Origin of the sequence: Variovorax sp. DAIF25 (genome assembly GCF_050711835.1) — a bacterium.
GTDB lineage: Bacteria > Pseudomonadota > Gammaproteobacteria > Burkholderiales > Burkholderiaceae_C > Variovorax.
The window spans coordinates 7,104,846-7,129,289 of sequence record NZ_CP136636.1; the positions used below are offsets into that span (position 1 = coordinate 7,104,846).

Below are 24,444 nucleotides of genomic sequence, written 5' to 3' on the forward strand. Positions count from 1 at the left end.
GTGCTTCAGAACGGGTAGTGCCGCGGCGCGGTCTGCACCGTGAGCCAGCGCAGCTCGGTGAAGGCCTCCACGCCGGCCTTGCCGCCGAAGCGGCCGTAGCCCGAGGCCTTCACGCCGCCGAAGGGCATCTGCGCCTCGTCGTGCACCGTGGGGCCGTTGACGTGGCAGATGCCGGCCTCGATGCGGCGCGCCACGTTCCAGGCGCGCGCGATGTCGCGGCCGAACACGGCCGACGAGAGGCCGAAGGCGTTGTCGTTGGCGGTGGCGATCGCGGCCTCGGTATCGGCCACGCGCACGATGGCCTTGAGCGGACCGAAGGTCTCCTCGCCGTAGACGCGCATCGCGGGCGTCACGCGGTCGAGCACGGTGGCCGGCATCAGCGTGTTCTCGGCGCGGCCGCCGCAGACCAGCACCGCGCCCTGGGCCAGCGCGTCGTCGATCAGCGCGTTGCAGCGCTCCACGGTCGCCATGTCGACCACCGAGCCCAGCACCACCGGGCCCTCGCGCGGGTCGCCCAGCGGCAGGCTCTTCGCGCGCGCCGCGAACCTGGCGACGAACTCGTCGGCGATGCGCGCGTCGAGCACGATGCGCTCGGTCGACATGCAGATCTGGCCCGAGTTGGCGAAGGCGCCGAACACGGCGGCATCGACCGCGGCGTCGATGTCGGCATCGTCGAGCACCACGAAGGGCGCCTTGCCGCCGAGCTCGAGCACGGCGGGCTTGATGTGGCGCGCGCAGGTCTGCGCGATCAACCGGCCCACGCGCGTGGAGCCGGTGAAGTTGACGCGGCGCACCGCCGGGTGGGCGACGATCGCGTCGACCACCTCGGCCGCGTCGGCCGGCGCGTTGGTCACGAAGTTCACCGTGCCCGGCGGCAGGCCGGCGTCGTGCAGCGCATCGACGATCAGCGCATGGGTCTGCGGGCACAGCTCCGAGCCCTTGAACACCACGGTGTTGCCGCAGGCCAGCGGCGTGGCGAGCGCGCGCACGCCGAGGATCACGGGCGCGTTCCACGGCGCGATGCCGAGCACCACGCCGGCCGCCTGGCGCACGCCCATCGCGAGGCTGCCGGGCACGTCGGAAGGAATCACCTCGCCGCCGATCTGGGTGGTGAGCGCGGCCGCCTCGGTCAGCAGCCCGGCCGCGAGGTGCACGTTGAAACCGGCCCACAGCGCCGAGGCGCCGGTCTCGCGCGCCATCGCCTGCACGAAGTCGTCGTGGCGCGCCTCGATCGCCTGCGCGGCCTTCAGCAGCAGCGCGCGCCGTTCGCCGGGGCCGGTCTGCGACCAGGCGTCGAACGCTCGTTGCGCGGCCTCGACCGCGGCGACGGCATCGCGCGCGGTGGCGGCGGGGGCGCGCGTGGCGACGGCGCCATCGAGCGGGTTGCGGCGCTCGAAGACGGCGCCGCCTTCGGCCGGACGGCGTTCGCCGCCGATGCGCATGAGGATGTCGGTCATGAGGAGGTCCTTGGCTGGAAGAAAGAAGGTTCAGGCGACGCCGAGGTAGGCCTGGCGCACCGCGTCGGAATCGAGCAGCGCGCGGGCCTCGCCCGCGGCCACGATGCGGCCGCGCTCGAGCACGTAGCCGCGGTCGGCGGCCTGCAGCGCCTTGCGCACGTTCTGCTCGACCATCAGCACGGTCACGCCCTGGTCGGCGATGCGGCGCACGATGGCCAGCAGCTCGTCGACCATGCGCGGCGCGAGGCCCAGCGAGGGCTCGTCGAGCATCAGCAGACGCGGCCCGCTCATCATGGCGCGCGCCACCGCCACCATCTGCTGCTCGCCGCCGCTCATGGTGCCGGCCAGTTGCCTCGCGCGTTCGCGCAGCCGCGGGAAGTCGTCGAAGGCGCGCGCCAGCCGCTCGGCGCGCAGCGCGGCGGGCACCAGCCAGCCGCCGAGCTCGAGGTTCTCGGTCACGGTCATCTGCGCGAACAGCTGGCGGCCCTCGGCCACCAGCGCCATGCCGCGGCGCACGCAGGCGGTGGCATCGCCCGCGGGCAGCGCCACGCCGTCGAGCAGCGCCTCGCCGCGGCGCGGCAGCAGGCCGGCCAGCGCCTTCAGCAGCGTGGTCTTGCCGGCGCCGTTGGGGCCCAGCACCACGGTCACGCCGGGCACGGCTTCGAGATCGAGCCCCTGCACCACCTCGAAGCCGTGGTAGCCGGCGCGCAGGCCGCGCACGGCGAGGCGGCTGCCGTCGTTCGATGCGGCGCTCATGACGTGGCCTCCATCTCGTCGCCCAGGTAGGCCTCGATCACCTCCGCGTTGCGCACCACCTCGGCGGGCGTGCCGTCGGCGATCTTGCGGCCCTGGTGCAGCACCAGCACGCGCTCGACGTACTTCAGCAAGGTGGTCACCGCATGCTCGATCCACACCACGGTGAGGCCGTGCGCGTCGCGCAGCCGGCGGATGCGCTGCGCCATGGCCTCGACCTCGGCCTCGGTGAGCCCGGCCGCGACCTCGTCGAGCAGCAGCACGCGCGGCCGCGTGCCGAGCGCCATGCCGATCTCGAGCAGCCGCTGCTGCGAGGGCGTGACCTCGGCCGCGAGCCGGTCGGCGAACGCGCCCAGGCCCAGCATGTCGAGGATCTCCCGCACGCTCGCGAGGCCCGGCAGCGGCGCGCGGTGCCGGCCCGCGAACTGCATGCCGAAGCGCACGTTGTCTTCGAGGCTCATGCCGGCCATCACGCGCGGTGTCTGGAAAGTGCGCGCGATGCCGTGCGCGGCGAAGCGGTGCGGGCCGCGGCGCGTGAGGTCGATGCCGCCCTCCACCAGCAGTTGGCCGCCGGTGGGCATCACCACGCCCGAGATGGCGTTGAAGAAGGTGGTCTTGCCCGCGCCGTTGGGACCGATGATGCCGACCAGCTCGCCGGCATGCAGCGCAACGCTGACCGCGTCGACGGCGGTGAGGCCGCCGAAGCGCACGCTGACCTCGCGCGCCTCGAGCAGCAGGGGTCGCGCGGCCTCAGACATGGCGCGCTCCCTTCGCCTTGCGCCGCCACAGCGACGCCAGCCCCTCGGGCAGGTACATCACGCACAGGATCAGCAGCAGCCCCAGCACCATCATGTAGCCGTAGGGCAGTTGCAGCCGCAGGGTCTCGGACAGCACGCTGAACACCACGGCCGCGAGCACCGGCCCGCCGATGCTGGCGGCGCCGCCGATCATCGCGATCAGCACGGTCTGGAAGCCGATGAAGGGGCTGAAGACGGCGGCCGGCTCGATGTAGGTCCAGCGCACCGCCATCGCCGCGCCGACCGCGCCCGCGAAGGCCGCGGTGAGCGCGAAGCCGGCGATCTTCACGCGCCGCGTGTCCACGCCCAGGGTCTGGGCGCGCTGCTCGTCGGCGCCGATGCCCGCGAGCGCGAGGCCGAAGCGGCTGCGCTTCACGGCCATCGCGGTGGCGATCGCGAGCACGGCGATCGCGAGCACCGTGAGGTAGACGGTTTCGTTGGACGGCACCTCGGTCAGCACCCGGCCCACCGTGCCCGAGACCTGCTTCTCGACGAAGGTCAGCGCATGCCGGATCAGCTCGGTCATGCCGAAGGTCAGCACCGCGAAGTAGGTGCCGCGCAGGTGCAGCACGGCCGCGCCCATCAGCAACGCGACCGCGCTCGCGATGGCGGCACCGCCGAGGATCACCAGCGGCCAGGGCAGCACGTCGAGCAGCACGGCGCTGGCATAGGCGCCGAGGCCGAAGAAGGCCGAGGTGGCGAGCGACAGGTAGCGCGTGGCGCCGCAGAACAGCGACCAGCTCGTGGCCAGCGCGATGTACATCAGGCAGCCCAGCGCCACCGAGCTCAGGAACTCGCTGGCGATCCAGGGCACGCAGGCGGCGAGCGCGGCGGCGGTGCCGAGCAGCAGCCACGGCCGCGCGGAAGAAGAGGACAGGGAACTCATCGCGAGAACAATCCGTTGGGCCGCCAGATCAGCACGCCGATGAACACGGCGTACGACAGCAGCATCTTGAGCGAGGGGCTGGTGAAGTACATGCCCAGCGCCTCGACCACGCCGAGCAGCAGGCCGCCGACCAGGCTGCCGGCGATGCTGCCGAAGCCGCCGAGCGTGATGACGATCAGCGCGGTCACGGTGTAGGGCTCGCCCATCGAGGGCGAGATCTCGTAGGTCATCGACAGCAGCGCGCCGGCCACGCCCGAGAGGCCGAGGCCGATGCCGAACATCAGCGGATGCAGCCGCCGGGTGTTGATGCCGACCAGTTGCGCGCCGGTGGGCGACTGCATCAGCGCGCGCACCGCCTTGCCCAGCAGGGTGCGCTTGAGCAGCGCCACCAGCACCAGGCTCAGCGCGAGCGCGACGCCGAACAGCACCAGCTTGTTGGCCGTGAAGCGCATCGCGCCGAGCTGCACCGGCTCGGCCAGGTAGTCGTAGCCGCGCAGGTCGCCGCCCCACACCAGCAACGCGGTGTTCTGCACCAGGAACATCAGGCCGAAGCCCACCATCAGGCTGCGCGCCTCGAACACCTCGACGCTGGGCGCGCGCGCCGCCACCTGGCGAAAGCACAGCCAGTGCACCGCCATGCCCAGCGCCATCAGCAGCGCGAAGGCCACCGGCACGAACAACAGCGGCGAGATGCCCAGCGCGGTGTGGGCCCACCAGGTCAGGAAGGCGCCGAGCATCAGGAACTCGCCGTGCGAGATGTTCATGATGCGCATCAGCCCGTACTGCAGGTTCAGGCCGATGGCCACCAGCGCGTAGATGCCGCCCGAGATCAGTCCGCCGGCCAGCAGCTCGGCCCATCCTCCGAAGGACATGCGGCTACTTCCAGGCCGGCTTGGGCGCGAGCTGCGCGGTGGCGCGGTCCTTCGGCCACACGACCTCGAACTCGCCGCCCTGCCATTGCGCGACGGTGCCGGGCACCGAGGCGTTCTCGCTGCCCTCGAAGCGGATCGGCCCGAGGATGGTCCTGAACTCGGTCTTCGCGATGTGCTCGCGCAGCGCCTTGCGGTCCAGCCCCACGCTGGCCACCGCCTGCTGCAGGATCTCGAGTCCGGCCCAGGCATGGCCGCTGGCCCAGCGGTCGGGCTCCTTGCCGAACTTCTTCGTGTGGGCGTCGAAGTAGGCCTTGGCGCCGGGGCTGGTCTTGCCGTTCCACGAGCCCATGCCGATCACGCCCTCGGTGTTGGCGGCCATCACGTTCTTGTAGAGCTGGAAAGCGGTGCCGACCGAGGCATAGAAGAACTTCGGATTGAAGCCCACCTCGCGCGCCTGGCGGCTCGCGAGGATGGTGTCGGGCGGATAGGTGATGCCGATGAAGGCATCGGGGTTCAGGTCCTTGATGCCGCGCAGCACCGGCGCCAGGTCCTTCACGCCGAGCGGATAGCTCTTGCGCTCCACCACCTGGATCTGCGTCTTCTTGAGCGCGTTGTTGAGCGCCGCGAAGTTCTCGAGGCCGAACAGGTCGTCCATGTAGACGATGGCCACGGTCTTCGCGCCCTGGGCCACCAGCAGGTCGACCAGCGCGCCCATCATCTTGTCGGGCTGCTGCAGCAGCGAGAAGAAGTAGGGCAGCCGCATGTCGATGAGCTTGCGCGACAGCGCGGTGGGCGCGAGCAGCGGATAGCCGAAGCGGTTGGCCAGCGGCGCGACCGCGAAGTTGGCGCCCGAGCCCCAGGGCGGCAGCACCAGGTCGACCTTGTCGCTGCCCATGAGCTTCTCGAAGGTGCGCACGCAGGTCTCGGTCTCGCTGCGGTCGTCGTAGCCGATCAGTTCGATCGGGCGCTTCGCGCCGCCCTTCACCGCGAGACCGCCGGCCGCGTTGACCTGCTCGGCCCACAGCAGGTAGTTGGGCTCCTGGCTCACCTGCGCGCCCGCGGCCCAGGGACCGGTGCGGGCGATGGCATAGCCGATGCGCACAGGCGCGCCCTGCTGGGCGAACAGGCGCGGCGCCATGGCGGCGGCGCCGAGCGCGGCGGCGCCCTGGATCCAGCGGCGGCGAGGGGTGTGGAACACGGCGGTCTCCTTCGATGTTCGGGTCGTGCGGCGCCCGGTGCGGGCCCTGCCGGCATCGTAGGAACGGCCCCGCGCGCTCGCTGTGCCGGCGGTGCACAAAGCGCTTGTCCCAGCGTGCAGCCGGCTAGTGGTTAACCCGCAAGGCGAGGCGGCGCCCGCGCGGCCCACAATGGGCGCCCCATCCACCCCCCAATGCCTCCCGCCGCGCCATGACCGCATCGCAGTTGCTGTCGACCGACGAAGTGCCGCCGCGCGAGCGCGGCCCGGCGTGGTGCGAGTGGGTGTACCGCCACTTCGGCGGCCTGGGCTCCGACCTCTACGGCGACGAGGTGCCGTTCGACGGCCACCTGGCGGCCTCGCGCGCGGGCGACGTGATCCTCACGCGGCTCGAGGCCAACCGCCACCGGGTACTGCGCACCGCGCAGATGGCGCGCCTGAGCGACGCGGCCTACCTGAAGATCGTGGCGCCCTGGCAGGGCTCGGCCGAGGTGGTGCAGAAGGGCCGCGCGGCGGCGGTGCGCTCGGGCGGCTGGACGCTCTACGACACCACGCTCGACTACACGGTGGCCAACCCCGAGCGCAGCGACCACCTGATCGTGATGCTGCCCAAGGAACAGCTGGCCCTGCCCTCGCTGCCGCTCGCGCAGCTGGTGGCGCGGCGCGTCGGCGGCACCAGCGGCATCTCGCGCGTGGCGCTCGAGACCATGCGCAGCACCTACCAGGAGCTGCCCTCGATGAGCGAGGCGGCCGCGCGCGGCGCGGGCGAGCTGCTGATCCAGCTGGTGCGGCTGTCGCTGATGGAGCTGGCCGGCCAGCACACGCAGCAGACCCAGCGCGAGGCGCTGGCCGACCGCATCCGCCATCACGTGGCGCAGAACCTGCACGACCCGGCCTTGTCGGTCGAGGGCATCGCGCAGGCGCTGCGCTGCAGCAAGCGGCTGCTGCACGGCGCCTTCGCCGATGGCGAGGACACGCTCGCGGGCTACATCCAGCAGCAGCGGCTGGCCGCCAGCATCCGCGCGCTGCGCGACCCGGCACGCGTGGCCGAGCCCGTGACCGCCATCGCGCTCGCGGCCGGCTTCGTGAACCTCTCGCACTTCAGCCGCGTGTTCCGCGCCCACACGGGCCTGAGCCCGAGCGATTTCCGGCGCCAGGCACTCGGCTGAAGCCGGCGGTCCGCGGCGCTGCGGATAATGGTCGCCTCCCCCGTCCCCCCACCGCAGACGCCATGACCCTGTCCGCCTACCTGCTGTTCCTGCCGGCCTGCTTCGCCATCAACATGGCGTTCGGCCCCAACAACCTGCTCTCGGTGAGCAACGGCGCGCGCTACGGCATCGCGCAGGCCGTGACCGCCGCGGCCGGCCGCCTGGTCGCCTTCGCGCTGATGATCGCGATCGCCGGCCTGGGCATGGGCGCGGTGCTGGTCGCGTCCGAGCTGGCCTTCGACATCGTCAAGTGGATCGGCGCCGCCTACCTCGTGTGGATCGGCATCCGGCTGCTGCGCGCGCCCGCGCCCGAACTGGCGCAGCAGGCGCGCGAGCTCGCGGGCCCGCCGCCGATGCGCGTGCTGGTGCGGCAGGAGTTCACCGTCGCCGCGGGCAACCCGAAGGCGATCCTGGTGTTCACCGCCTTCTTCCCGCAGTTCGTGGTGCCGGGCGCGTACGCATCGAGCTACCTGCTGCTGGGCCTGACCTTCCTGGTCTTCGAGGTGGTGGCGATCGCGCTCTATGCGCTGCTCGGCGCGCGCATGCGCCGGCTGGCCGGCGGCAGCCGCGCGATGCGCTGGTTCAACCGCGTGAGCGGCAGCATGATGATCGGCTTCGGCTGCCTGCTGGCGTTGACGCGGCGGCCGAGCTGATCGACGCCCGCCCTCTTTTCCAGCTTCAAGCCTTCAGGTACTCGGCCTTGGTGCCGAGCCAGCGGTCGATGTGCCGCCGCGCCAGCTCGGGATGCTGCTCGAGCATGCGCGGCGCGAGCTCGCGCGCCCAGTCGAGCAGCAAGGTGTCGGTCGTGAGGTCGGCGAAGCGCAGCAGCGGCGCGCCCGACTGGCGCGCGCCGAGGAACTCGCCGGGCCCGCGGATCTCGAGGTCGCGGCGCGCGATCTCGAAGCCGTCGCCGGTCTCGGCCATCGCGCGCAGCCGCGCGCGCGCCGCCTCGCCGACGCGGCCGCTGTCGCCGGGCGCATAGAGCAGCACGCAGGCCGAGGCTGCCGCGCCGCGGCCCACGCGACCGCGCAGCTGGTGCAGCTGCGACAGGCCGAAGCGCTCGGCATGCTCGATCACCATCAGCGAGGCGTTGGGCACGTCCACGCCGACCTCGATCACGGTGGTGCTCACCAGCACGTGCATCTGGTTGGCGGTAAAGGCCGCCATCACCGCCTGCTTCTCGGCCGTGGGCATGCGCGAATGCAGCAGGCCGACGTTGACCTGCGGCCCGAGCAGGTCGGCCAGCTCGTCGCGCGTGGCGGTGGCGTTGCGCAGGTCGACCGCCTCGCTCTCCTCGATCAGCGGGCAGACCCAGTAGACCTGCCGGCCCTGCTCGATCTGCGACTGGATGCGCGCGATCACCTCGTCGCGCCGGTGCTCGGCCACCAGCCGGGTGACGATCGGCGTGCGGCCCGGCGGCAGCTCGTCGAGCGTGGAGACGTCGAGGTCGGCGTAGTAGCTCATCGCGAGCGTGCGCGGGATCGGCGTGGCGCTCATCATCAGCAGGTGCGGCTCGAGCTCGTCGCGCGCCTTGCCGCGCAGCGCCAGCCGCTGCGCCACGCCGAAGCGGTGCTGCTCGTCGATGATCGCCAGCGCGAGGTTGTGGAAGCGCACCTTCTCGGAGATCACGGCATGGGTGCCGATCACCAGCGCGGCCTCGCCGCTCTCGACCGCCGCGCCCATGGCGTCGCGCTCCTTCTTCTTCTGGCTGCCGGTGAGCCAGGCCACGCGCAGGCCGCGCTCGGCCAGCAGCGGATCGAGCCAGCCGACCAGCTTGCCGAAATGCTGGGCCGCGAGGATCTCGGTCGGCGCCATCAGCGCGCACTGGAAACCCGCGTCGATGCAGCGCGCCGCCGCGAGCGCGGCCACCACCGTCTTGCCCGAACCCACGTCGCCCTGCAGCAGCCGGTGCATCGGCAGCTCGCGCCCGAGGTCGCGCGCGATCTCCTCGCCCACGCGCGCCTGCGCGCCGGTCAGGCCGAAGGGCAGCACGGCCAGCAGCGCGTCGTGCAGCGAGCCCTTGCCGCCGACGGGCGCGGCCGCCATGTCGAGCATCGGCGCGCGCTGCGCCGCGCGCTCCATGCGCGCCTGCATCTGCGACAGCTGCTGCGCCAGCAGCTCCTCGGCCTTGATGCGCTGCCAGGCCGGGTGGCTGTGGTCCTCGAGCGTGGCCATCGCCACGTCGGGCGTCGGGTAGTGCAGGAAGCTCAGCGAGGCGCGCAGGTCCCAGGCGCCGCGCAGGCCGATCTGCACCGGGATGGTCTCGTCGAGCACCGCGCGCGCGAGGCCCGAGCGCACCTCGCGCCGCAGCACCGGCTGCGCGAGGCCGGCCACGGTCGGGTAGACCGGCGTGAGCGCCTCGGGCAGCGCGGTGCCCGCGGCCTTGACCGTGGGATGCATCATCTGCCGCCCGACGAAGCCGCCGCGCACCTCGCCGCGCACGCGCACCCGCGCGCCCACCGCGAGCTGCTTCTGCTGCGAGGGATAGAAGTTGAAGAAGCGCAGCTGGCAGGTCTCGCCGCCGTCGTCGATGGTCACGATGAGCTGGCGCCGCGGCCGGTAGGCCACCTCGGCCTCGGTCACCACGCCCTCGATCTGCGCGGTGTCGCCGTCGCGCGTGTCGGCCAGCCGCACCACGCGGGTCTCGTCCTCGTAGCGCATCGGCAGGTAGAGCGCGAAGTCGATGTCGCGCACCAGGCCGAGCTTGCGCAGCGCGCGCTGCACCACGCTGAGGCCGCTGCCCGGTGGCCCGGCCGGGGCCGCGGGCGTGGCGGGTGCAGGCGTGGCGGCGCCCGGTGCGCTCGGCGCGGCCGCGGGTGTGGAGGCTTTCTTCTTGGCGGGCACGGACAGGTCTTCTAGCGTGGACGGCAAAGGTCCGTCAAGGCGCTGCGCGCATCGGGAAACATGAACTGGAAGCCGCCGCGCAGCAGCCGCGCGGGCACCACGCGCTGGCCTTCGAGCAGCAGGTCGGCCTGCTCGCCGAGCAGCAGCTTCACGGGCGCCGCGGGCGTGGGCATCCAGCAGGGGCGGTGCAGCACGCTGGCCGCGACGCGCGTGAAGTCGTGCTGGCTCAGCGCCTGCGGCGCGGTCACGTTGAAGGCCTGCGCGGCCAGCATGCCACCTTCGCGTTCGATCCGGCTCCAGGCATGCGCGAGCGCGCGCACCAGGTCGTGCACATGCACCCACGACAGCCACTGCCGCCCGCTGCCCAGCCGCCCGCCGACACCGAGCCGCACCGGCAGCAGCAGTTGCGGCAGCGAGCCCTGGTGGCCCAGCACGAAGCCGAAGCGCATGCAGGCCACCTGCACGCCCAGCGCGACCGCGGCCTGCGCCGCCTGCTCCCAGCGCTGGCACAGGCGCGACATGAAGATGTCCTGCGGCGGCGCCTCCTCGTCGAGCGCGGTGGCATCGCCCTGCGGCTGCACGCCGTAGTAGCCGATGGCCGAGCCCGACAGCAGCAGCCAGGGCTTGCGCGGGCGCCCGGCCATCCATTCGACCAGCTGCCGCGTCAGGCCCTCGCGGCTGGCCAGCAGCTGGCGCTGGCGCCGCTCGCTCCAGCGCGCGCCGAGGATGCGCGCGCCCGCGAGGTTGACCACCACCTCGATCTCCTCGGCCGCGGGCAGCTCGGCCAGCGACTGCACGCAGCGCACCGCGCCGCCGAAGTTCCAGGCCGCCGCGCGCGCGTCGCGCGTCCACACCGTGACCGCATGGCCGTCGGCCAGCAGGTGGCGCACGAGGATCTGGCCGATGAAGCCGGTGCCGCCCGTGACCAGCACGCGCCGCGGCCGCGCGCCGAAGCGCACCGGCGCCTCGGTCTCGCGCACCCGCGCCTGGCGCCGGCGCCGCAGCAGCGCGCGCGCCGCGAAGGCATCGCGCAGCCCCGACACGCCCACCCCCACGCCGCACAGCGCGAGGAAGGCGCCGAGCCAGCCCTGCGGCTGCCAGGCGAGCGCGGTCGGCTCGGCGGCCCAGCCGACGGCCGCCAGCGCCAGCAGCGCGATGAAGGCGCCCGCGTTGATCGCCAGCACCGTGTGCGTGACGCGCTCGGTGGCCGGCAGCAGGCGGCTGCGGTCCTCGACCACGAAGTCCCACAGCGTGAGCACGATCTCGACGCCGAACACCGCGAGCAGCACCCAGGCCCAGGCGCCATGCCAGGCCCAGGACGAGAGGCCGATGAACAGCAGGCAGTAGATCGACGAGCGCGTGGCGTGGATCGCGAGCTCGCGCCCGGCCGAGGCGCGCCGCGGCAGCGCCTCGGTGCCCTCGTGGTGATAGAGCGTGTCGAAGGCGCCGAGCGCGCCCTGGGCCGCCATCAGCTGCAGCGCCAGCAGGTGCGTGTCGATCATGCGGGGGCGGACACTTCCTCGAACACGCCGACCTGGGTGAAGGTGGTGCCCATCAGCGGGTGGCGGATCTCGATGCGGATGTTGAAGCGCTCGGGCGTCTCGTTGTGGTGCCAGAGGAAGGTCTTGCCGGGCGTGAGCAGGCCCGGCAGCGGGATGCGCCAGCCGAGCAGCTGCCAGAAATAGCCGTCGCTCTGGAAATGCAGGCTGCCGTTCTCCACGCTGAGCACCAGCTTCATGCCCAGCCCCATGCCGACGTACTCGAGCACCTCGCCGCGTTCGCTCTCGCGCATGAAGCTGGTGAACTGGATCGGCCGGCGCCCGTGCAGCCGGTAGATGCGCTGCTTGTAGATCGCGGGGTCGCCGGGCTTCGCGTAGACCTGGATCTCGACCGGGAAGTCGGCGTCGCTGTAGGGGATCAGCGCGCCCTGGATCAGCGGCTGCGTGAGGTGGCCCAGCAGCCGGCCGAAGCGCGAGCAGCGCAGCTCGCTGAGCCGGCCGCTGTAGTGCAGCGCCTTGCCGGGCGAGGGGTTCTTGTCGAAGCGGCGGCGGATGTCGGCATGCAGGCCCTGCCAGGCGGCGCCGAGGATCTTCTTGAAGAGCTCGCCCTCGGAGGGTCCGGGCGCGGACCCGGCCTCCTGCGAAACGCGCGCTGCATGTGTATCGACCATGCGGCGATTCTGCCTCGCCGGCCCTCGCCCGACCCCGCGGCGGCGCCCGGTTTTCGCGCCATGGGACAATCGCCGCCTCGCTCTCCGAACGGCCCCTCGCGGCCCCCCTCTTGGAACGGGCCCGTCCGGCCCTCAAGCATCATGCGCGCCTTCACGCTCTCCGATTTCGATTTCGCCCTGCCGCCCGAGCTGGTGGCGCAACACCCGGCCACCGAACGCACCGCCTCCCGCCTGCTCGACGGCACCGGCCCCGCCCCGGCCGACCGCATCTTCCGCGACCTGCCCTCGCTGTTGCGCGAGGGCGACCTGCTGGTCTTCAACGACACCCGCGTCGTCAAGGCGCGCCTGTTCGGCGAGAAGCCGACCGGCGGCAAGCTCGAGCTGCTGGTCGAGCGCGTGCTGCAGGGGCAGGAGGTGGTGGCCCACATGAAGGTCAGCAAGAAGCCGCCCGTGGGCACCACGCTGCAGATGGTCGGCGGCTTCCGCGCCACCCTGCTCGGCCGCTGGCCCGAGGAGGACGGCGCGCTGTTCCGCTTCGCCTTCGAGAGCGACACGGGCGAGAACCCCTACCTGCTGATGGAGCGCTGCGGCCACGTGCCGCTGCCGCCCTACATCACGCACGACGACTCGGCCGAGGACGAGCGCCGCTACCAGACCGTGTTCGCGCGCGTGCCCGGCGCCGTGGCCGCGCCCACCGCCGCGCTGCACTTCGACGAGGGCCTGCTGGCCGCGCTCGAAGCACGCGGCGTGCAGCGCGCCAACGTCACGCTGCACGTGGGCGCCGGCACCTTCCAGCCGGTGAAGACCGAGAACATCGCCGAGCACACCATGCACGCCGAGCGCTACGAGGTGCCCGAGGCCACGCAGCGCGCCATCGCCGAATGCAAGGCGCGCGGCGGCCGCATCGTGGCCGTGGGCACGACCACCGTGCGCACGCTCGAGTCGTGGGCGAAGAGCGGCGAGGCCGCGGGCGACACCCGTATCTTCATCACGCCGGGCTTCGCCTTCGCGCATGTCGACCTGCTGGTCACCAACTTCCACCTGCCCAAGAGCACGCTGATGATGCTGGTCTCGGCCCTCGCGGGTTACGAGCGGGTGATGGCGCTCTATGCGCACGCCATCGCGCAGCGCTACCGCTTCTTCAGCTATGGCGACGCGATGCTGCTCGCGCGCCAACCGAGAACAGAGGACTGACCCCCATGCTGAACTTCGAACTCCTCAAGACCGACCCCGACAGCCACGCGCGCCGCGCCACGCTCACGCTCAACCACGGCGTGGTGCAGACGCCGATCTTCATGCCCGTGGGCACCTACGGCACCGTCAAGGGCGTGATGCCGCGCAGCCTCGACGAGATGGGCGCGCAGATCATCCTGGGCAACACCTTCCACCTGTGGATGCGCCCGGGCCTGGACGTGATGCAGAGCTTCGGCGGGCTGCACCAGTTCGAGAAGTGGAACAAGCCGATCCTCACCGACTCGGGCGGCTTCCAGGTCTGGTCGCTGGGCGCGATGCGCAAGATCAGCGAGGAGGGCGTGAAGTTCGCGTCGCCGGTCAACGGCGACAAGCTGTTCCTCACGCCCGAGGTCTCGATGCAGATCCAGACCATCCTCAACAGCGACATCGTGATGCAGTTCGACGAGTGCACGCCCTACGACACCAAGGGCCACATCACGACCGAGGCCGAGGCACGCATCTCGATGGAACTGAGCCTGCGCTGGGCCAAGCGCTGCCAGACGGAGTTCGAGCGGTTGCAGAACCCGAACGCGCTGTTCGGCATCGTGCAGGGCGGCATGTTCGAGAACCTGCGCGAGGAATCGCTGGCGGCGCTGGTCGAGCTGGACTTCCCGGGCTACGCCATCGGCGGCGTGAGCGTGGGCGAGCCCAAGGAGGAGATGCTGCACATCATGGGCCACACGCCGCACCGGCTGCCGGCGAACAAGCCGCGCTACCTGATGGGCGTGGGCACGCCCGAGGACCTGGTGCAGGGCGTGGCCGACGGCGTCGACATGTTCGACTGCGTGATGCCCACGCGCAATGCGCGCAACGGCACGCTGTTCACGCGCTTCGGCGACCTCAAGATGCGCAACGCGCGCCACAAGAGCGACCCGCAGCCCATCGATCCCAGCTGCACCTGCCATGCCTGCGCGGGCAGCTCGGGCGTGAGCTGGAACGACGGCGGGCGCGAGGGCTTCAGCCGCGCCTACCTGCATCACCTCGACCGCTGCGGCGAGATGCTCGGGCCGATGCTCACGACCATCCACAACCTGCACTACTACCTGAACCTGATGCGCGAGATCCGCGAGGCGCTCGATGCGGGAACGTTCACGGCATTCCGCGCGCGCTTCAAGTCCGAACGCGCGCGCGGGGTCTAGCCGGCGGCCTTGCCCGCGGCGGTGGCCTCGGGCACCTCCACCAGCCGGCCGCTGCGCACGTCGTAGATGTAGCCGTAGATCGGGATCGTCCTCGGCACCAGCGGGTGCTGGCGGATGCGCTCCACGTCCTCCTGCACGCTGCGCGCGTTGTGCGTGAAGGTGTGCCACTTGATGTAGCGCCCGGCCGACGAGCCCGGGCCGCGGCCGGTGTCGTGCCAGCCCGTGGCATCGACGCTCGCGGTCTCCAGGCTCTGCTCGAGCAGGCCCGAGATGACGTCGTCGGTGAACAGCTCCATGCCGCAGTCGCTGTGGTGCACCACGAAGAACTCGCGCGTGCCCAGCAGCTTGTACGAGATGACCAGCGAGCGAATGGCGTCGTCGGTGGCGCGGCCGCCGGCATTGCGGATCACGTGCGCGTCGCCCTCGGCAAGCCCCGCATAGCCCGCGGGGTCGAGGCGCGCATCCATGCAGGTGAGCACCGCGAAGCGGCGCGCGGGCAGCAGCGCCAGCTTCGATTTCTCGCCGAACCCGGCGGCATATCGCTCGTTGGCTTCGAGCACTTCTTGCAGGACGGACATCGGCGGACTCCATGGCTCACACGCACCCATCGGCGTCGGGCCATTCTGGGCAGCGCCGCGGCCAGCCACAACGACCGAGTTGGCATGTGCTTATCGCGAAACTGGCGCTGCGCGCGCGAGCCCGGCAATCCGCGCTAACCTTCCCGCCTCAACGCTGTCGTCTTCCTTTTTCATGACCACTGCATCCACCCCCTCGCCCTACACCGCGCGCTATCCCTCGCTCGCCGAGCGCACCGTCTTCATCTCGGGCGGCGCGAGCGGCATCGGCGAAGCGCTGGTGCGGGCCTTCCATGCGCAGGGCGCGAAGGTCGGCTTCTGCGACCTCGACGTCGCCGCGGGCCAGGCGCTCGCGGGCCAGCTGCGCGGCGAGCATCCCGCGCTGTTCCTGCCCTGCGACGTGACCGACACGGCCGCGCTGGGCGCCACCATCGACGCGGTGCGCTCACGCTTCGGGCCGGTGGGCGTGCTGCTCAACAACGCGGCCAACGACCGCCGCCACGAGATGGCCGACGTCACCGACGAGGACTTCGACCGGCTGGTGGCCGTGAACCTCAAGCACCAGTTCTTCGCCGCGCAGGCGGTGGCACCCGACATGCGCGCGCTGGGCGGCGGCTCGATCGTCAACTTCGGCTCGGTCAGCTGGATGATGAAGGGCCGCGGCTACCCGGTCTACCAGGCCTGCAAGGCGGCGGTGCGCGGCCTCACGCGCTCGCTGGCGCGCGATCTGGGCAAGCAGAACATCCGCGTCAACACGATCGTGCCGGGCTGGGTGATGACCGAGCGTCAGCGGCGGCTGTGGGTCAAGCCCGAGTCGGGCGCGGAGATCGACGCGGCCCAGTGCCTGCCGGGCCGCGTGATGGGCGAGGACATCGCGGCGATGGCGCTGTTCCTGGGTGCCGACGATTCGCGCATGTGCACGGCGCAGGACTACGTGGTGGACGCGGGCTGGACCTGAGCGCCAGCGCGCACCGCCAAAAGAAAAAGCCCGGCACTGCCGGGCTTTTTTTGCTGGACGCGGGCCGCGCGCGGATCAGTCGCGCAGTTCGGCCGGCACCTTGCCGCCGTTGGCGGCCAGCTTGGTCATGACCTGGCGGTGCAGCCAGATGTTCATCTTGGCGCTGTCGCTGGTGTCGGCGCCGTAGCTCAGTTCGGCCGCGAGCTGCTTGCGCGCATCGAGGCTGCTGTCCAGGCCCAGCAGCTTCATCAGGTCGACGATGGAGGTGCGCCAGTTGAGCTGCTTCGCGCCCGGCATGCCGTCGAGCAGGGCCTCGACGTCGACCACCGTGATGGCCGGCGGCGGTGCGGCGGCGGCCGGTGCGCCCGCGGGGGCCGGCGCGGCGGGGGCAGCGGGTGCTGCGGCCGGCGGTTGCGCGGCCTGCGCGGACGGGAAGATCTTGGAAAGGATGCTGCCGAAGATGCTCATTGCGCGTACTCCTTCGAGGTGAGGCATGGAACGGACCGGGGCTGCGGCCGCGAACGCGGCGCAGCGGGCGGTTGTAGCACGCCCGCGTGACCGCCCTCCTCAGGTCGCGGGTTGCGGCGGGGTCCGGGGCGTGAAGGATTTCGCGTCCGCCTCCGACGATGTGGCCGAGGCACCGCACGCATGGCAGAAGCGCGAGAAGGCACTCTTGCGCGTCTCGCAGACCTCGCAGTGGTCGTGCAGGCCGATGCCGCAGTGCGGGCAGAAGTCGATCGCCGTGTTCTTCAGGTCCACCGGCCGCTCGCAGCCGGGGCACACGCCCTTGTCGAGCCGCGCCAGCGCGGTGTCGTAGCTCAGCTCCTCGCGGCGCACCTGGTCGGGCTGCTGCTCGGCCAGCTTCTGGCGCGCGAGGTAGTTGTTGAGCGCGACGATCGCGTAGCGCCCCACCAGCACCGTGAGCACGATGCCCACCACGTAGCGCACGTAGCCGCCGTAGCTCGGCAGGTAGGGCACGAGCTCGACGAAGAAGGCGAACAGCGCGAACAGGATGAAACCCCAGACGAAGGGCCACCAGGTGCTCTTGCGCTTCTTCACGAACAGCCAGCCCGCCACCACCAGCAGCGGCAGCGTGAGCGCGAGCCGGTAGGCGAACACGCGCAGCTCGATGCGGCGGTACTCGGCGTCGAGCTTGACCTGCGCGTCGCGCTCCAGCTCGGCCAGCGTGGTGCGCGCGCGCTGCTCGGCCTGGCGCGCATCGAGCATGACCTGCTGCTGCGCGTTGACCTGGCGCTGCACCGCCTCCTCCTTCTGCTTGATGGCATCGAGCGCCTTGGTGCGCGCGATCAGCTCGGGGTCCTGGTCGGGCTGCGCGGTGGCGCGGCGGGTGGCGATCCAGTTGCCGAAGGTCTCGCGCGCATTGGCGCCGGCCTGCTGCGCGGCCTGCAGCTGCAGCCGGATCTGGTCGAGGTCGCGCGAGGCCTGCAGCTCGGCCGCCTCCGAGGCCTTGACGGTGGCGCGCAGCGGATCGGCCGCGCGGTGGTCGATGAAGTCCTCGATGGTGCGCACGCGCTCGACCTGCGGCAGGTCGCCCACGATGGTGCTGCCCAGCCCGATCAGGAAGCCTGCGAACACCAGCGCCACCAGCCAGAGGCCGCGGCGGAACCATTTCTCGGAGAGGCGCAGGGATTTGCTCATGTCGTCGTTCCTTCCATTCTTCTCGTGCGGGCCGCGCTCACAGCTTGAACGCCACCGGCGCCGCGCCCAGGCCCGCGCGCTGCAGCCATTCGAACACCGAATCGACGGTCACGGTCTCGATGCGGTCCGAGAAGCGCTTGTCGTTGGGATGGTCATCGAAGGCGATGTTGGCCGAGCCGATGCGCCCGCCCAGGCGGGTCAGCGGGCCGAGCTTCAGCGTGGTGGGCTCGTAGCCCTTGAACTGCAGCCAGGCCTGCGCCTGCGAGCGGTTGACGATGGTGGCGGGCTCCATCGCGGCGGCCAGCGTCTCGAGCGCCCACTGGTTCGACTGCTGGTACTTCTGGCCCCAGGCGTAGCTGACGATGCTGTAGGGCGCGGCATGCAGCCGCACCAGGCGCGGCGTCGGCTCCTTGAGCGCGGCCAGCAGCTGCGCCTGCACCTGCGGCGTGGGCACGACCCAGGCGGCCTCGTAGCGCCAGAGGTCGTCGAGGAAGAACTCGCCGAGCCCCTGGCGGTAGACGGCCGCCACTGCGGTGCCGCACTGGTTGAGCTTGTGCACCACGCGCCATGGGCCGGCATCGGTCTTGTAGGCCAGGCCGAAGTGCGAATAGCGCAGGCCGTACTTGCTCAGGTCCTGGCCGGCACGCGCCAGCACGACGACGCGCGCGCCGCTGGCGTCGAGCTGCTGCGAGGTGCGCTCGGCCAGCTCCATGCCCTTGGCGATCAGCGCGGCGCCGGGCTTGACCTGCTCGCACGAGCGGCCGGCCTGCGCCTGCAGCGGCAGGGCCGCCGCGGTCAGCAGGGCCAGCGCCATGACGACGGCGGCGCGTTTCACGACAGCCTCTCGTTGGCCAGCAGCGCGCGGCCGATGGCGTTGGGCACGAAGGCCAGCACCTCGCCCGCGGCCGAGAGCACGACGCCGGTGCCGATCACGCTGACGACGATGGCGGTGCCGACCGCGGTCGAGGCGCCCTGCGCCACGCGGCCCGCCACCTTGACGCTGGCGCGCGCGCCGTCGGCGGCGCGTTCGAGCACGTAGACCGTGCCGTCGGCCGAGGCCTCGACGGCGACCACGGTCAGGATCGAGCCGCCGACCGAGAGCGCGGCCGGCACTTCGCTGGCCTTGGCGGCCGAGGCGCCGGCCGCACCGACCGCGGAGGCGCCGACCAGCACCGAGGCCACGGGCAGCATCGACAGCGCGACGGAGGCATCGCTCTGGGCGCGGGCCACGGGCGCCGCGAGCGCGGCGAAGGCGGTGCAGGCGGCCACGAGGACGGTGGCCAGGGACTTGCGGGCGAAAGCGGTGTTCATGATCGGGCTCCTTGCGTGGGGGGTGCGGGCGGTCATTCGGCGGCGGCCGGGGTCTGGGCGGCTTCGACGCGGGCGGCGTGGCGGCCTTGCAGGCGGGCTTCGGCGAGGTCGGCCTCGTGGCGGTCGCGCAGGGTCTTGGCCAGCGTGAAGGCCGAGCTGATCAGGAACAGCCAGCTCACGCCCAGGAAGGCCTTGTAGGTGTCGTTGACCTCCATGCGCAGCAGGCCCCAGCCGGTCAGCAGCATCGCGACGAAGAAGCCGCCCCAGACGACCAGCTTCCACATCGGCAGGTCGCGGCCGGCGGCATGCTGGTTGTCGCGCACGAACTTCGACAGCACGAAGGCGGTGCTCAGGCAGAACACATAGCCCATCACCATGAAGGCCCGGTCCAGTGCCTCGCCCGGCAGCCAGCTCAGGCCGGTCGCGCAGAGGAAGACGGCGATCGCGAAGGACGCCCAGACCTGGAACTGCCAAGCCCGCGTGTCGCGCTGGACCGGGGCGGTGGTGATGGTGTTGGCTATATGGGTTTGCATGAGTGCCTCGCGGCGTAGTGAAGGTGGGCGGATGATGGTCCGCCCCCGCGCCGCGGGACTCGAATGATTCGACCGGTTCAGCGTTTCGGCTCCGGCGGTATCTCCAACGGATACTTTTCGGGCATCCCGCCCCCAAAGAAAAAGCCGCCCGAAGGCGGCCCGGTCCGTGCGTTGCGCCCGGCCTCAGGGATGGAGCAGCCCGCCCACGCGCTGCTGCAGCAGCTCGGGCCGCACCTCGGCCGGCGCCACCGCGGCGCCGACGTTGAGGCCCACGCGGCTGAAGAAGCCGCGGCGGAAGGGCTTGACCATCGCCACCGGTTCGCCGCCGCGCAGCTCGATGCGGCTGAAGAACGAGCCCCAGAGGTTGGTCAGCGCCATCGGGATCACGGGCGGCTCCAGGCCCTCGGCGCGCGCGCTGTCCACGATCTTCATCACGCCGCCCTTGAAGGGCTGCAGCGCGCCGTCGCGCGTGATCGCGCCCTCGGGGAAGATGGCCAGCAGGTCGCCCTCGCGCAGCACGCCAAGCGCCTTGGCGAAGGCCGCCTCGTAGGCCGCCGGGTCCTCCTTCTGCGGCGCGATCGGGATCGCCTTGGCGAGCTTGAACAGCCAGCCGAGCACCGGCACCTTGAAGATGCGGTGGTCCATGATGAAGCGGATCGGCCGCGGGCTCGCGGCCATCAGCAGCACCGCGTCGATGAAGCTCACGTGGTTGCACACCAGCACGGCCGGGCCCTCGACGGGGATGTGCTCGTCGCCCTTGATGTCGAAGCGGTAGACGAAGCGCGACAGCACCCAGGCCACGAAGCGCAGCAGGTACTCGGGCACCAGCATGAAGATGTAGAAGGCCACCACCGCGTTGGCGATGCCGGTGAACAGGAAGATCTGCGGGATGGTGAAGCCCGCGCCCAGCAGCGCGCCGGCGATGACCGAGCTGCCGATCATGAAGAGGGCGTTGAGGATGTTGTTGGCCGCGATGATGCGCGCGCGGTGCGTGGGCTGGCTGCGCAGCTGGATCAGCGCGTACATCGGCACGCTGTAGAGGCCCGCGAACAGCGACAGCAGCGCCAGGTCGGCCATCACGCGCCAGTGCGCGCTCTGGCGCAGGAAGGCGCCGAGCCCCATCTCGGGCACCGCGGGCAGGCCGCGGGCGGCGAAGTACAGGTCGATCGCGAACACGCTCATGCCGATGGCGCCCAGCGGCACCAGCCCGATCTCGACCTGGCGCCGGCTCAGCGTCTCGCACAGCAGCGAGCCGACGCCGATGCCGATCGAGAACACCACCAGCAGCAGCGAGGCGACCTGCTCGTTGCCGTGCAGCACCTCCTTGGCGAAGCTCGGGAACTGGCTCAGGAACACGGCGCCGAAGAACCACATCCACGAGATGCCGAGCAGCGAGCGGAACACCACGATGTTCTCGTGCGCCAGCTGGAGATTGCGCCAGGTCTCGCTGACCGGGTTCCAGTTGACGACCAGGCTCGGGTCGGTGGCCGGCGCCGGCGGGATCGCCTGGGCCACGGCGCGTCCGATCAGGGCCACCGCCACGCAGGCGATCGCCACGCTCAGGTGGCCGATCTGCGGCACCGCCACCAGCAGGCCGCCGGCCACCTGGCCCAGCAGGATCGCGACGAAGGTGCCCATCTCGACCATGCCGTTGCCGCCCGTGAGCTCGCGCGCGTCGAGCACCTGCGGCAGGTAGGCGAACTTGACCGGGCCGAACAGGGTGGAGTGCAGGCCCATGAGGAACACGCAGCCCAGCAGGACGACCGCGTCGGCGCGCACGAAGCCCCAGGCCGCGATCAGCATGATCGCGATCTCGAGGTTCTTGACGAAGCGGATCATCTTCGTCTTGTCGAACTTGTCGGTGAGCTGGCCCGCGGTGGCCGAGAACAGCAGGAACGGCAGGATGAACAGCGCGCCGATCACCAGCCCCGCCATCGAGGGCTGCATCCAGCTCAGCTGCAGCTGGTAGGTCACCATCACGGTGAAGGCGAACTTGAACAGGTTGTCGTTCGCCGCGCCCGCGAACTGGGTCCAGAAGAAGGGCGCGAAGCGCCGCTGGCCGAGCAGCGCGAACTGGTTGGCGTGCGCGTTCGCCTCGTGCGGGGCGGCGGGGGACGAGGGCGCGGCAGCGGCGGGCGTTGTCATTCGGAAGCTTCTCCTCTTGGCGGCTCCGCGCGGCCCCCGGCGGGGAACGCTCGCGGGGCCGGGGGCTGTCGTCAGGCCGTCAGGGCGGCCGCGCCGGGATTGTGCCGCAGGGCCGCGGCGCGCCAGCCGCGGTCGAGCCGCTGGAGCGCGGTGAGCACCGGCAGCGCGGCCATGGCGGCGCACAGGTGCTTGAGCGTGTGGCCCGAGATCACGCCCTGCGTGGCCTCGTAGATCGGGTGGTCGGCCAGCTCGAAGGCCTTGGCCAGCACGTAGGCCGCGATCACCCAGCCCAGGCGCAGGCCGACGGCGCCGGTGATCGGCCGCGACAGCGCCAGCGTGAGGACCAGCGCCATGCCGCCGAACTGCACCAGCGCCCAGGGCAGCACGTTGCCGGTCTCCTGCGCGATCTCGGCCGACAGCAGGCCGGTGGTGAGCACGAACCAGGCGGCCGGCCAGCCGGCGCGCTGGCTCACGCGCTCGCAGACCGCCATCCCGATCAGGCCGGCGAAGGCGACCGCCATGCCGGCACGGTCGGCGGCCAGCCGCGGCGCGTCGGGCGCCAGGTGATAGAAGGCCGAGCCGGCGGCGGTGGCGATCAGGCCGGCGAAGAACAGCCAGGCGCAGTCGAGCGTGTTGTCGGGCGGATCGCTGGCCGGCGGCGCGAGCGGGAAGCCGGACAGCGCCTCGTGGTGCGCGCGGTCGATGCGGTTGAGCCAGTACAGGCCCCAGCAGCCCATGAGCAGGAAGGGCAGGTTGCTCAGCACGTCCATGGCGTTGGGCAGGCCGTGCCAGGCGCGGGTGTCGGCGAAGACCAGGGCGATCGCGACCTCGGCGGCCGGCAGCACCGGACCGACGATGCCGATCAGGAGCAGCAGGCCCAGGAAGAAGGCCAGGCCACGTTCGCGGCGTGTCAGGGAGTGGAGGAGCATGTCTGTTCTCGAAGTTGGGTGATGGCGGGATGGCCGATCGGTTGGCGGGCGGAATTTAGTTGCCAGCCTCTCCCCAGGCATCGAGAATCGATACGAGGCACTATTTCACACCCATCGGTATCTCCAACCGATACCCAACCGGAACCCTGCCACCTTCATGAGCACCACCGTCGATCTCGTCCAAGCCCTCAAGAACGAACTCAAGAGCGCCCGCATGACCTACGCCGACCTGGCGCGTTCGCTCGACATGGCCGAGTCCAGCGTCAAGCGGATGCTGGCCAAGAGCGACATGCCGCTGTCGCGCGTGGACGCCATCTGCCGCGCGCTGAAGATCGATTTCGCCGAGCTGGCGCGGCGCGTGGCCGACGCCCAGCCGCTGCTCAAGGAACTGACGCACGAGCAGGAGAAGGCCGTGGTCAAGGACAAGAAGCTGCTGCTGGTGGCGATCAGCGTGCTGAGCCAGTGGACGCTGGAGCAGATCGTGACGGCCTACCGGATCAGCGAGGCCGAGTGCATCGGCTTCCTGGCCCAGCTCGACCGGATCGGGATCATCGAGCTGCGGCCGCTGAACCGGTATCGCCTGAAGCTCGCCAAGACCTTCCGCTGGCGCCCGCACGGGCCGGTGATGGAGTTCTTCCGCGAGAACGTGGTGCTCGACTACTACCGCGGCGGCTTCGACGGCCCGGCCGAGGGCCTGCTGCTGGTGCACGGCTCGATCAGCCGTTCGCTGGCGCCGGCCTTCCTCGAGCGGCTGCAGCGCGTGGCGCAGGACTTCGCGCAGCAGCACCAGACCGACCAGAAGCTGTCGCCCAAGGACCGCGAGGGCTACACGCTGCTGCTGGGGATGCGCAACTGGGAGTTCGAGCTGTTCACGCGGCTGCGGCGGGCCTGAGCCCGGGCCGGGGTCAGGCCTTGGCGGCTTCGAGCGTGTCGCGCGTGGTCCGCGCCGCGGCGCGCGCGGCCTCCGCGAAATCGTCGCCCGACGAGGCATAGATGATCGCGCGCGAGGAGTTCACGACGATCGGCGCGTCGGCGCGCCAGCCGGCGCGCACGGTGGCAACCGCGTCGCCGCCCTGGGCGCCGACGCCCGGGATCAGCAGCGGCACCGTCGGCGCCAGCGCGCGCACGCGCTCGATCTCGGCCGGGTAGGTGGCGCCGACCACGAGGCCGAGCTGGCCGTTGAGGTTCCACGGCCCCTGCGCCAGCCGCGCCACGTGCTCGTAGAGGAAGGGCTGGCCCTCGACGCTCGCCAGCCGCTGGCCCTGCAGGTCGGACCCGCCGGGGTTGCTGGTGCGGCACAGCAGGAAGGCGCCCTTGCCGTGGTGGCGCAGGTAGGGCTCGACCGAGTCGAAGCCCATGAAGGGCGAGAGCGTGACCGCGTCGGCGCCGTAGCGCTCGAAGGCCTCGATCGCGTACTGCTCGGCCGTGGAGCCGATGTCGCCGCGCTTGGCGTCGAGGATGGTCGGCACCTGGGGCGCGTTGCGGCGCATGTGCTCCATGAGCTGCTCGAGCTGGTCCTCGGCGCGATGGGCCGCGAAGTAGGCGATCTGCGGCTTGAAGGCGATGGCGAGGTCGGCCGTGGCGTCGACGATGCGGGCGCAGAAGTCGTAGATGCGGCGCGCGTCGCCCTTGAACTGCCCCGGGAACTTCGCCGGCTCCGGGTCGAGCCCCACGCAGAGCAACGAACCGTTTGTTTGCTGCGCGGCGGCAAGCTTGTCGAGGAAAGTCATGGGGGCGATTTTAAAGGGGCCCCCCGACGGCCCCCGGCCCGGCCTCGCCC

Annotated in this window: 24 protein-coding genes; 6 read left to right on the forward strand and 18 right to left on the reverse strand. The window is 71.4% G+C overall.

Translation table 11 applies throughout. The features are described 5' to 3' along the window. Window positions 1-5: 5 nt before the first annotated feature. The 6 genes from R0232_RS32900 to R0232_RS32925 are packed head-to-tail and all read right to left on the reverse strand — an operon-like array spanning window position 6 to window position 5,903. On the reverse strand, window positions 6-1,457 hold the full coding sequence (locus tag R0232_RS32900) for an aldehyde dehydrogenase (protein WP_431510735.1): 1,452 nt from the start codon (window positions 1,455-1,457) through the stop codon (window positions 6-8). Between the two features lie 30 nt (window positions 1,458-1,487). Beyond that, on the reverse strand, window positions 1,488-2,213 hold the full coding sequence (locus R0232_RS32905) for an ABC transporter ATP-binding protein (RefSeq protein ID WP_431510736.1): 726 nt from the start codon (window positions 2,211-2,213) through the stop codon (window positions 1,488-1,490). Beyond that, complete coding sequence (locus tag R0232_RS32910; RefSeq protein ID WP_431510737.1) at window positions 2,210-2,968, reverse strand: ABC transporter ATP-binding protein; 759 nt, start codon at window positions 2,966-2,968, stop codon at window positions 2,210-2,212. The genes R0232_RS32905 and R0232_RS32910 overlap by 4 nt, the downstream gene beginning before the upstream one ends. Further along, entirely contained in the window at window positions 2,961-3,893 is a 933-nt protein-coding gene (locus R0232_RS32915) for a branched-chain amino acid ABC transporter permease (protein ID WP_431510738.1), read from the reverse strand. The genes R0232_RS32910 and R0232_RS32915 overlap by 8 nt, the downstream gene beginning before the upstream one ends. Next, window positions 3,890-4,765: a branched-chain amino acid ABC transporter permease gene (locus tag R0232_RS32920; protein WP_431510739.1), complete on the reverse strand. Its 876-nt coding sequence runs from the start codon at window positions 4,763-4,765 to the stop codon at window positions 3,890-3,892. Before R0232_RS32920 ends, R0232_RS32915 begins: the two co-directional genes overlap by 4 nt. A gap of 4 nt (window positions 4,766-4,769) precedes the next feature. Beyond that, window positions 4,770-5,903 carry an amino acid ABC transporter substrate-binding protein gene (locus tag R0232_RS32925; protein ID WP_431512946.1) on the reverse strand — a complete coding sequence of 378 codons (1,134 nt, stop codon included), beginning with the start codon at window positions 5,901-5,903 and terminating at the stop codon, window positions 4,770-4,772. Window positions 5,904-6,172: 269 nt separating this feature from the next. Between R0232_RS32925 and R0232_RS32930 the strand changes: the two genes are divergently transcribed. Beyond that, a complete protein-coding gene (locus R0232_RS32930) occupies window positions 6,173-7,129 on the forward strand; it encodes a helix-turn-helix domain-containing protein (protein WP_431510740.1) in 957 nt (318 codons plus the stop codon). 62 nt (window positions 7,130-7,191) lie between these two features. Continuing rightward, window positions 7,192-7,821, forward strand: a complete 630-nt coding sequence (locus R0232_RS32935; RefSeq protein WP_208509744.1) for a LysE family translocator — start codon at window positions 7,192-7,194, stop codon at window positions 7,819-7,821. Window positions 7,822-7,846: 25 nt separating this feature from the next. On the opposite strand, the gene recG is transcribed toward R0232_RS32935, so the two are convergent. From recG to R0232_RS32950, 3 genes are read right to left on the reverse strand one after another with little or no spacing between them, the layout of a single operon-like run. Further along, window positions 7,847-10,012, reverse strand: coding sequence for an ATP-dependent DNA helicase RecG (recG, locus tag R0232_RS32940; RefSeq protein WP_431510741.1), 2,166 nt, complete (start codon window positions 10,010-10,012; stop codon window positions 7,847-7,849). A gap of 11 nt (window positions 10,013-10,023) precedes the next feature. Next, on the reverse strand, window positions 10,024-11,514 hold the full coding sequence (locus R0232_RS32945; protein WP_431510742.1) for a TIGR01777 family oxidoreductase: 1,491 nt from the start codon (window positions 11,512-11,514) through the stop codon (window positions 10,024-10,026). After that, on the reverse strand, window positions 11,511-12,182 hold the full coding sequence (locus R0232_RS32950) for a DUF4166 domain-containing protein (protein ID WP_431510743.1): 672 nt from the start codon (window positions 12,180-12,182) through the stop codon (window positions 11,511-11,513). Before R0232_RS32950 ends, R0232_RS32945 begins: the two co-directional genes overlap by 4 nt. A gap of 141 nt (window positions 12,183-12,323) precedes the next feature. On the opposite strand from R0232_RS32950, the gene queA reads away from it, so the two are divergent. Further along, window positions 12,324-13,376: a tRNA preQ1(34) S-adenosylmethionine ribosyltransferase-isomerase QueA gene (gene queA, locus R0232_RS32955; RefSeq protein ID WP_208510123.1), complete on the forward strand. Its 1,053-nt coding sequence runs from the start codon at window positions 12,324-12,326 to the stop codon at window positions 13,374-13,376. 5 nt (window positions 13,377-13,381) lie between these two features. Continuing rightward, window positions 13,382-14,554: a tRNA guanosine(34) transglycosylase Tgt gene (gene tgt, locus R0232_RS32960; RefSeq protein WP_431510744.1), complete on the forward strand. Its 1,173-nt coding sequence runs from the start codon at window positions 13,382-13,384 to the stop codon at window positions 14,552-14,554. Here the strand turns inward: tgt and R0232_RS32965 are convergent. Next, window positions 14,551-15,132, reverse strand: a complete 582-nt coding sequence (locus tag R0232_RS32965) for a beta-class carbonic anhydrase (protein WP_431510745.1) — start codon at window positions 15,130-15,132, stop codon at window positions 14,551-14,553. The two genes, tgt and R0232_RS32965, sit on opposite strands and share 4 nt — an antisense overlap. A gap of 172 nt (window positions 15,133-15,304) precedes the next feature. Here R0232_RS32965 and R0232_RS32970 point away from each other — a divergent pair, with 172 nt between their 5' ends. After that, window positions 15,305-16,087 carry an SDR family NAD(P)-dependent oxidoreductase gene (locus tag R0232_RS32970; protein WP_431510746.1) on the forward strand — a complete coding sequence of 261 codons (783 nt, stop codon included), beginning with the start codon at window positions 15,305-15,307 and terminating at the stop codon, window positions 16,085-16,087. A 75-nt stretch (window positions 16,088-16,162) separates the two neighbouring features. Here R0232_RS32970 and R0232_RS32975 read toward each other — a convergent pair whose 3' ends face one another. The 7 genes from R0232_RS32975 to R0232_RS33005 all read right to left on the reverse strand — a co-directional run bounded on the left by R0232_RS32975 (window position 16,163) and on the right by R0232_RS33005 (window position 22,664). Beyond that, window positions 16,163-16,555 carry a DUF3597 domain-containing protein gene (locus R0232_RS32975; protein ID WP_093351205.1) on the reverse strand — a complete coding sequence of 131 codons (393 nt, stop codon included), beginning with the start codon at window positions 16,553-16,555 and terminating at the stop codon, window positions 16,163-16,165. Window positions 16,556-16,654: 99 nt separating this feature from the next. After that, the gene (locus tag R0232_RS32980; RefSeq protein WP_208510130.1) at window positions 16,655-17,746 is read right to left on the reverse strand and encodes a zinc ribbon domain-containing protein; all 1,092 of its coding nucleotides are present in this window, start codon (window positions 17,744-17,746) and stop codon (window positions 16,655-16,657) included. A 37-nt stretch (window positions 17,747-17,783) separates the two neighbouring features. After that, entirely contained in the window at window positions 17,784-18,560 is a 777-nt protein-coding gene (locus tag R0232_RS32985) for a DUF2145 domain-containing protein (protein WP_431512947.1), read from the reverse strand. 17 nt (window positions 18,561-18,577) lie between these two features. Further along, window positions 18,578-19,057 carry a hypothetical protein gene (locus R0232_RS32990; RefSeq protein ID WP_431510747.1) on the reverse strand — a complete coding sequence of 160 codons (480 nt, stop codon included), beginning with the start codon at window positions 19,055-19,057 and terminating at the stop codon, window positions 18,578-18,580. Window positions 19,058-19,089: 32 nt separating this feature from the next. Next, window positions 19,090-19,590: a YiaA/YiaB family inner membrane protein gene (locus R0232_RS32995; protein WP_431510748.1), complete on the reverse strand. Its 501-nt coding sequence runs from the start codon at window positions 19,588-19,590 to the stop codon at window positions 19,090-19,092. Window positions 19,591-19,773: 183 nt separating this feature from the next. After that, window positions 19,774-21,735 carry an MFS transporter gene (locus R0232_RS33000; protein ID WP_431510749.1) on the reverse strand — a complete coding sequence of 654 codons (1,962 nt, stop codon included), beginning with the start codon at window positions 21,733-21,735 and terminating at the stop codon, window positions 19,774-19,776. Window positions 21,736-21,806: 71 nt separating this feature from the next. Beyond that, window positions 21,807-22,664, reverse strand: a complete 858-nt coding sequence (locus R0232_RS33005; protein ID WP_208512558.1) for a hypothetical protein — start codon at window positions 22,662-22,664, stop codon at window positions 21,807-21,809. A 157-nt stretch (window positions 22,665-22,821) separates the two neighbouring features. On the opposite strand from R0232_RS33005, the gene R0232_RS33010 reads away from it, so the two are divergent. Continuing rightward, entirely contained in the window at window positions 22,822-23,556 is a 735-nt protein-coding gene (locus tag R0232_RS33010) for a helix-turn-helix domain-containing protein (protein ID WP_057596203.1), read from the forward strand. A 13-nt stretch (window positions 23,557-23,569) separates the two neighbouring features. Here the strand turns inward: R0232_RS33010 and pyrF are convergent, their stop codons facing one another. Continuing rightward, window positions 23,570-24,394 carry an orotidine-5'-phosphate decarboxylase gene (gene pyrF, locus R0232_RS33015; protein ID WP_093351223.1) on the reverse strand — a complete coding sequence of 275 codons (825 nt, stop codon included), beginning with the start codon at window positions 24,392-24,394 and terminating at the stop codon, window positions 23,570-23,572. Window positions 24,395-24,444: the final 50 nt, after the last annotated feature.

Bases quoted from the DNA above. Each gene is read 5' to 3' on its own strand.
- R0232_RS32975 (WP_093351205.1), bottom strand. From the start codon at position 16,555: ATGAGCATCTTCGGCAGCATCCTTTCCAAGATCTTCCCGTCCGCGCAG.
- R0232_RS32995 (WP_431510748.1), bottom strand. From the start codon at position 19,590: ATGCAAACCCATATAGCCAACACCATCACCACCGCCCCGGTCCAGCGC.
- R0232_RS32985 (WP_431512947.1), bottom strand. From the start codon at position 18,560: ATGGCGCTGGCCCTGCTGACCGCGGCGGCCCTGCCGCTGCAGGCGCAG.
- pyrF (WP_093351223.1), bottom strand. From the start codon at position 24,394: ATGACTTTCCTCGACAAGCTTGCCGCCGCGCAGCAAACAAACGGTTCG.
- R0232_RS32920 (WP_431510739.1), bottom strand. From the start codon at position 4,765: ATGTCCTTCGGAGGATGGGCCGAGCTGCTGGCCGGCGGACTGATCTCG.
- R0232_RS32905 (WP_431510736.1), bottom strand. From the start codon at position 2,213: ATGAGCGCCGCATCGAACGACGGCAGCCGCCTCGCCGTGCGCGGCCTG.
- R0232_RS32930 (WP_431510740.1), top strand. From the start codon at position 6,173: ATGACCGCATCGCAGTTGCTGTCGACCGACGAAGTGCCGCCGCGCGAG.
- R0232_RS32980 (WP_208510130.1), bottom strand. From the start codon at position 17,746: ATGAGCAAATCCCTGCGCCTCTCCGAGAAATGGTTCCGCCGCGGCCTC.
- tgt (WP_431510744.1), top strand. From the start codon at position 13,382: ATGCTGAACTTCGAACTCCTCAAGACCGACCCCGACAGCCACGCGCGC.
- queA (WP_208510123.1), top strand. From the start codon at position 12,324: ATGCGCGCCTTCACGCTCTCCGATTTCGATTTCGCCCTGCCGCCCGAG.
- R0232_RS32945 (WP_431510742.1), bottom strand. From the start codon at position 11,514: ATGATCGACACGCACCTGCTGGCGCTGCAGCTGATGGCGGCCCAGGGC.
- R0232_RS32900 (WP_431510735.1), bottom strand. From the start codon at position 1,457: ATGACCGACATCCTCATGCGCATCGGCGGCGAACGCCGTCCGGCCGAA.
- R0232_RS32950 (WP_431510743.1), bottom strand. From the start codon at position 12,182: ATGGTCGATACACATGCAGCGCGCGTTTCGCAGGAGGCCGGGTCCGCG.
- R0232_RS32970 (WP_431510746.1), top strand. From the start codon at position 15,305: ATGACCACTGCATCCACCCCCTCGCCCTACACCGCGCGCTATCCCTCG.
- R0232_RS32965 (WP_431510745.1), bottom strand. From the start codon at position 15,132: ATGTCCGTCCTGCAAGAAGTGCTCGAAGCCAACGAGCGATATGCCGCC.
- R0232_RS32935 (WP_208509744.1), top strand. From the start codon at position 7,192: ATGACCCTGTCCGCCTACCTGCTGTTCCTGCCGGCCTGCTTCGCCATC.
- R0232_RS33000 (WP_431510749.1), bottom strand. From the start codon at position 21,735: ATGACAACGCCCGCCGCTGCCGCGCCCTCGTCCCCCGCCGCCCCGCAC.
- R0232_RS32910 (WP_431510737.1), bottom strand. From the start codon at position 2,968: ATGTCTGAGGCCGCGCGACCCCTGCTGCTCGAGGCGCGCGAGGTCAGC.
- R0232_RS32925 (WP_431512946.1), bottom strand. From the start codon at position 5,903: ATGGCGCCGCGCCTGTTCGCCCAGCAGGGCGCGCCTGTGCGCATCGGC.
- R0232_RS33005 (WP_208512558.1), bottom strand. From the start codon at position 22,664: ATGCTCCTCCACTCCCTGACACGCCGCGAACGTGGCCTGGCCTTCTTC.
- R0232_RS33010 (WP_057596203.1), top strand. From the start codon at position 22,822: ATGAGCACCACCGTCGATCTCGTCCAAGCCCTCAAGAACGAACTCAAG.
- R0232_RS32990 (WP_431510747.1), bottom strand. From the start codon at position 19,057: ATGAACACCGCTTTCGCCCGCAAGTCCCTGGCCACCGTCCTCGTGGCC.
- R0232_RS32915 (WP_431510738.1), bottom strand. From the start codon at position 3,893: ATGAGTTCCCTGTCCTCTTCTTCCGCGCGGCCGTGGCTGCTGCTCGGC.